The organism is Streptomyces sp. URMC 127 (genome assembly GCF_051386535.1).
Classification (GTDB): Bacteria; Actinomycetota; Actinomycetes; order Streptomycetales; family Streptomycetaceae; genus Streptomyces.
Genome location: NZ_JBPQTW010000357.1, coordinates 1 through 3,804, shown reverse-complemented (window position 1 = coordinate 3,804; position 3,804 = coordinate 1). Strand labels below are relative to the sequence as shown.

The 3,804-nt window shown below is 71.3% G+C and carries 3 protein-coding genes and 1 riboswitch; all 3 genes read left to right on the top strand.

Annotation, left to right across the window (positions count from 1 at the left end; all coding sequences use genetic code 11):
* The coding region (locus ACSNOH_RS33820; RefSeq protein ID WP_436725275.1) for a cytochrome P450 family protein at positions 1 to 1,301 on the top strand (1,301 nt) is incomplete at its 5' end.
* A 119-nt stretch (positions 1,302 to 1,420) separates the two neighbouring features.
* Positions 1,421 to 2,575 carry a transglycosylase family protein gene (locus ACSNOH_RS33815; protein ID WP_436725274.1) on the top strand — a complete coding sequence of 385 codons (1,155 nt, stop codon included), beginning with the start codon at positions 1,421 to 1,423 and terminating at the stop codon, positions 2,573 to 2,575.
* 260 nt (positions 2,576 to 2,835) lie between these two features.
* A riboswitch (cyclic di-AMP (ydaO/yuaA leader) is annotated at positions 2,836 to 3,021 on the top strand.
* Between the two features lie 3 nt (positions 3,022 to 3,024).
* Positions 3,025 to 3,771 carry a transglycosylase family protein gene (locus ACSNOH_RS33810; protein WP_436725273.1) on the top strand — a complete coding sequence of 249 codons (747 nt, stop codon included), beginning with the start codon at positions 3,025 to 3,027 and terminating at the stop codon, positions 3,769 to 3,771.
* The last annotated feature ends 33 nt before the right edge of the window (positions 3,772 to 3,804 follow it).

The following is a 3,804-nucleotide window of genomic DNA, read 5'->3' as shown; positions in this document are numbered from 1 at the left end:
CCGCCGCCCCCTCCCTCTTCACCTGGGAGTTCGCCTCCGACCCCTACCCGGCGTACGCCTGGCTGCGCGAGCACGCCCCCGTGCACCGCACGGCCCTGCCCAGCGGCGTGGAGGCCTGGCTGGTCACCCGGTACGCCGACGCCCGCCAGGCGCTCGCCGACCAGCGCCTGTCGAAGAACCCCGTGCACCACTCCGAATCCGCCCACGGCAAGGGCAAGGTCGGCATCCCGGGCGAGCGCAGCGCCAACTTGATGACGCACCTGCTCAACATCGACCCGCCGGACCACACCCGGCTGCGCCGCCTCGTCTCCAAGGCGTTCACCCCGCGCCGCGTCGCGGAGTTCGCCCCCCGGGTGCAGGAGCTGACGGACCGGCTCATTGACGGGTTCGCGGGAAGAGGGGAGGCGGACCTCATCCACGAGTTCGCGTTCCCGCTCCCCATCTACGCCATCTGCGACATGCTCGGCGTCCCGCCCGAGGACCAGGACGACTTCCGGGACTGGGCCGGGATGATGATCCGCCACGGCGGCGGCCCGCGCGGGGGAGTGGCCCGGTCCGTCAAGAAGATGCGGACCTATCTCGCGGAGCTCATCCACCGAAAGCGGGAGGATCTCGGAGAAGACCTCATCTCGGGACTCATCCGGGCGAGCGACCACGGCGAGCACCTCACGGAGAACGAGGCCGCGGCCATGGCCTTCATCCTCTTGTTCGCCGGTTTTGAAACAACTGTGAACCTGATCGGTAACGGAACCTACGCGCTCCTGCGCCATCCGGAGCAGCGCGAGCGCCTCCAGCGCGCCCTCGCCGATGGCGACGAGAGCCTGCTCGCCACGGGCGTCGAGGAGCTGCTCCGCTACGACGGCCCGGTGGAGCTCGCGACCTGGCGGTTCGCCACGCGGGACCTGACGATCGGCGGGCAGCGCATCGCCGAGGGCGACCCCGTCCTCGTCGTCCTCGCGGCGGCCGACCGCGACCCCGAGCGGTTCACCGACCCCGACACGCTCGACCTCTCCCGGCGCGACAACCAGCACCTGGGCTACGGTCACGGCATCCACTACTGCCTCGGCGCGCCCCTCGCGCGCCTGGAGGGCCGGACCGCCCTCGCGACGCTGCTGCGACGCCTGCCCGACCTGCGGCTGAACGCCGCACCGGAGGACCTGCGGTGGCGCGGCGGGCTCATCATGCGCGGTCTGCGCACCCTTCCGGTGGCCTTCACGCCTGAGGGGCCGTCACGGGGCATTCCGGGCACAAGCCCCGACCCGGCCCCCGGTGCGAATCACCCCAAATCCGGGCCCGCCTGACCTCCCGTCATCCGGCGTGACCTCGGCGTGACCTCCGCTACACCGGCTTGTGACTGGAGTGGGCCGTCGCTATCTTCAACGACCATTCCGATCCGACGCCGTACGAGAGGCCATATGCCATGAGATCCGGAACCGGCCGACATCGCCGCCCCCGTCAGATACCCGCCATCGTGGTCGCCGCGGGGGTGACCGCCTCCGGGATCGCCATGCCGCTGATGGCGGCCACCGGAGCGAGCGCCGCCGACGCCGGCACCTGGGACCGCGTGGCCCAGTGCGAGAGCGGAGGCCTGTGGAGTGCCAACTCGGGCAACGGGACCTACGGGGGACTGCAGCTGACCCAGGACCTCTGGGAGCGCCACGGCGGCCGGGAGTACGCCCCCCGGCCCGACCTCGCCAGCCGTGCGCAGCAGATCGCCGTCGCCGAGGAGATCCTCGAAAGCGGCGGCAACGGCCCCTGGTCGAGCTGCGCCGCGGGCGCGGGCCTGACCTCGGGCGGAGCCAGGGCCGACGTCAATCCGGGAGGCACGCACGCCCCCGCGAGCGACTCGACGCCATCACGCGCCCCGGAGCGCACCACTTCGCACTCCACGCCGTCGGAGCCGGACCGCCGCGAGGAGTCCAAGAAGCCGTCCACGGCTCCCTCGCAGTCCGGCAAGCCCTCGGCGGAGCCTTCCGCTCAGCCGTCGACTGGCAAGCCCTCGCCGGACCAGCCGTCCGGCAAGCCCTCCGGGACGCCGTCCGGCAGTCCGTCCCCCGATGCCTCGTCCTCCACGCCGGGCGACGCGAAGCCGGGCGACGGGAAGCCCGGCGGGAGCACGCCCGGTGACGAGGCGTCCGGTGCGGCCGGGGAGGGCCGGCACCGCAAGCCCTCGCAGTCCCCCTCGGACGACCCGACCTCGATCCCCACGTCGCCCGCCTCGCCGGCCTCTCCCACGTCTCCCGCATCCCCGTCGGCGCCCGCGGCGGACGCTCCGGAGGGTTCCGGTCCGGCGTCGGGCCAGGCGTCCGACGGCGTCGGAGCCGGTACGGGCAGGCATCGTGCCGATCCGTCACGTTCGGACGACACTCGATCGTCGCGCGGCGGCGGCGAGGGCCGTACCGGCAGTCCCACGGCCACCGACTACACCGTGCGCCCCGGTGACAACCTGTCAGTCATTGCCGAACAGCATGCGGTCAACGGTGGTTGGCAGTCGCTCTACCACCGCAATGAGAAAGTGGTCGGAACCGATCCTGACCTGATCCGTCCTGGTCAGAGGCTTGAGGTCGGTAAATAGACCGGTAGTTCGCGGCGAATGTCCGTTCCAGTCGAAAGTGAGACATGGGTCTCTTTGCCAGTTGGCGGAATGTCACCTTCCCCAACTCGGCAAAGCCCCTTCTACCTGCGGAAACGCAATGTTCCCATGGGTAACCAGGGGCCGCTGTGGCCGGAAAGAGGGGTTTGAACCCTTGCCGCGACTGTGTTTACCGTCGTGACCGCTCGCCACCGCGAGCACCACGGTCGTCACGCCGAATCCTGCCGACGGCCGGTGGAGTCGTCGCGCAAGCGCCGTAGGCAGGAGCGGGGGAACCAAGGTAGGCGCCGGGAACGGCTCCTCGGCCGAACGAAGGCCGCGGGTCCGGGACCGGCTAGGGGTGAAGCCGAGTGTGCTCGCACACGAAGCCGGGCGAACTCACAGCCCGAACCCGACAGCTCACCTCGTAGGCGTCGGTGAGGAAACGACTCATGTCCAAGGGCAAGCACCGTCGTCCGTCCAAGGCCGTCCGTATCGTCACGCTCGCCGGTGTCGCCGGCGCCGCCGTGGCCGCCCCGCTGATGGTCGCCACCTCCGCCAACGCCGCGTCCGTCCAGACGTGGGACAAGGTCGCCCAGTGCGAGTCCGGTGGCGACTGGTCCATCAACACCGGCAACGGCTACTACGGCGGTCTGCAGTTCTCGCAGTCCTCCTGGAACGCCGCCGGCGGCCAGAAGTACGCCGACCGCGCCGACCACGCCTCCAAGAGCGCCCAGATCGCCGTGGCCGAGAAGCTGCTCGCCATGCAGGGCCCGGGCGCCTGGGGCTGCGCCGGTCCCGGCGGCCTGACGGCCGGCGGTCCGAAGGCGAAGGTCGACCCCGGTTCCGGCAGCGTCTCCAAGTCGGCCCGCAGCGGCGGCTCCGTCTCGGGCAAGTCCCACGCGGACCGCAGCGAGCGCCAGGCCGCGCCGAAGAAGGCCGCGCCGAAGCACACGGCCCCGCAGGCCGCCGAGCGCGAGGACGCCCCGGCCCCGAAGCGGACCGCGCCGAGCCACGCCGCTCCGCAGTCCTACAAGACCGGCAACGGCGAGTACGAGGTCAAGGAGGGCGACACCCTCTCCACGATCGCCGACGCCCAGCACGTCAAGGGCGGCTGGCAGAAGCTGTACGACCGCAACAAGGACATCGTCCAGGACGCGGACGTGATCTTCGTCGGCCAGAAGCTGCACCTCAGCTGAGCGAGCTGACAGGGGCGGCCCACGCGAGTGGGC

Excerpts from the sequence above, each read along its gene's own strand:
- ACSNOH_RS33815 (WP_436725274.1), top strand. The coding sequence starts at position 1,421 with ATGAGATCCGGAACCGGCCGACATCGCCGCCCCCGTCAGATACCCGCC.
- ACSNOH_RS33810 (WP_436725273.1), top strand. The coding sequence starts at position 3,025 with ATGTCCAAGGGCAAGCACCGTCGTCCGTCCAAGGCCGTCCGTATCGTC.